This is a genomic window from Robiginitalea sp. (assembly GCF_049588695.1).
Classification (GTDB): Bacteria; Bacteroidota; Bacteroidia; order Flavobacteriales; family Flavobacteriaceae; genus Robiginitalea.
The window spans coordinates 1-1,743 of sequence record NZ_JBAVZJ010000518.1 but is presented as its reverse complement, the minus strand read 5'-3'; the positions used below and the strand labels follow the sequence as shown (position 1 = coordinate 1,743).

Here is a 1,743-nt window from a genome sequence, read left to right as displayed (position 1 = left end):
ATAAATAATGGTCTTTTTGAATTTTGATTGATAGACAATCTAACTTAATTAAACGCTAGAATATGGCAGGAGGAATGCTGGAGTATACTAAAACGGTACTCCAAAAAGTCAGTTTCGATGCGCGTTTATTCAGACGTGAACTCGAAAAAGCCATTCACCGGCTTTTGCCAAACGAGCTTGAAGAACTCAAACAATGGCTTCTTCATTTCGTAACCGACAAGCCCGAGCTAAAACCAGCTCTGTGTTACTTATCCTTGTAATTGTGAGCCCTGTTCTCCAGGGCTCATTTAATTCTTTCCCAGTTCCTTTCCAGACGTTTTAATCCTTACCACTTAAAGCCGGGCTAATTATCTGCACATCCTGAAAGGTAATGGCCCCTCTGACTACAGCGGCTATAACTTCCCGGAGTGCTCTGGAAATCTGGTGTTTAAGTTCTTTTTTGTGATAGATCAGACTGACCTCCCGGGCAGGGGGCGGTTCCTGAAAATACTTTAAGTGTTCCTGTCCTTTTGCATCGAGTTCCAGCGTATGCAAGTAGGGCAGCAAGGTCATCCCCAAATTTTCATCGGCCAGGTGTATAAGCGTTTCAAAACTGCCGCTATCCAGTTGAAACCGCTCTTCATCACCATGACCTGAATTTTTACATATGTTGATGACCCCATCCCTGAAACAATGCCCGTCCTGCAAAAGCAGGATGTCCCGGAGGTCGAGGTCCTCAGGTTTTAGTTTTTGTGCATTTGCAAGCCGATGCCCCTGGGGGATATAACCTACAAACGGCTCGTAATAAAGGGGTCGCTCGACCAGGAAGTCCTTGGCCAGGGGGGTGGCCGCAATACCGGCGTCCAGATGCCCCTCCCGAAGGTTTTTAATTATGGCCTCTGTATTCTGCTCCTTGATAATGAGCTGTACTTTGGGGTACCGGTCAATAAATGTCTTTAGGAACATGGGCAATAATGTGGGCATGACCGTTGGGATGATACCCAGTCTGAAGGTCCCTCCAATAAAGCCTTTTTCCTGGTCTACAATATCTTTAATGCGCGCGGCTTCATTGACGATATTTCGGGCTTGCTGTACAATTTTTTCCCCGGCTTCAGTAATGCTGATGGGCTTCTTGGCCCTGTCGAAAATGCGAAGATCCAATTCATCTTCCAGTTTCTGCACCTGCATGCTCAGGGTCGGTTGGGTGACAAAACACTTTTCGGCTGCCAATGTAAAATTGCGATATTCAGCTACGGCCAATACATATTGAAGTTGGGTGATGGTCATGGGTTACTACCTTAGAGTTTCTAAAATTAAAAAATGTATTGACATAGCTCATTGTAAAAGGATTTCTTGTTTATACCTTTAAAGAAAATTATCGTATTATGAAATTAAATGCTATCGGGCTTCCGGCAGGTCAATCCAAAGCCCTTGCTGCCGACCTGAATTTTCTTCTGGCCAATTTTCAAACCTATTATCAAAACCTCAGGGGTATCCATTGGAACATCCGCGGGAAAAGTTTCTTCGACCTTCACGCCAAATTCGAAGAACTCTACGACGACACCAACCTTAAAGTAGACATGATTGCAGAGCGGGTATTAACCCTGGGCGAAACCCCGCTGCATACGTTTGCCGATTACACGAGGGTTTCTAAGGTGCCTGTAGGTAAAGATGTGGGCAGGGATGAGGATGCCATCCGGTTGATTGTCGATTCCTTAAAGGAATTACTCGTACTGGAGCGTAAAATTTTACATGATTCGGACG

The 1,743-nt window shown here is 45.1% G+C and carries 3 protein-coding genes; 2 read left to right on the top strand and 1 reads right to left on the bottom strand.

The window, feature by feature from the left end; genetic code table 11:
- Positions 1–62 precede the first annotated feature (62 nt).
- Positions 63–260, top strand: a complete 198-nt coding sequence (locus WBV75_RS12040) for a hypothetical protein (protein ID WP_424120837.1) — start codon at positions 63–65, stop codon at positions 258–260.
- Between the two features lie 58 nt (positions 261–318).
- Here WBV75_RS12040 and WBV75_RS12035 read toward each other — a convergent pair whose 3' ends face one another.
- Entirely contained in the window at positions 319–1,266 is a 948-nt protein-coding gene (locus WBV75_RS12035; protein WP_424120836.1) for a LysR family transcriptional regulator, read from the bottom strand.
- Positions 1,267–1,364: 98 nt separating this feature from the next.
- On the opposite strand from WBV75_RS12035, the gene WBV75_RS12030 reads away from it, so the two are divergent.
- Positions 1,365–1,743 (top strand): Dps family protein (locus WBV75_RS12030; protein WP_424120835.1); only part of this gene is annotated, 379 nt, incomplete at its 3' end.

What these genes read in the sequence shown, in the direction of transcription:
- WBV75_RS12040 (WP_424120837.1), top strand. Translation starts at nt 63, where the DNA reads ATGGCAGGAGGAATGCTGGAGTATACTAAAACGGTACTCCAAAAAGTC.
- WBV75_RS12035 (WP_424120836.1), bottom strand. Translation starts at nt 1,266, where the DNA reads ATGACCATCACCCAACTTCAATATGTATTGGCCGTAGCTGAATATCGC.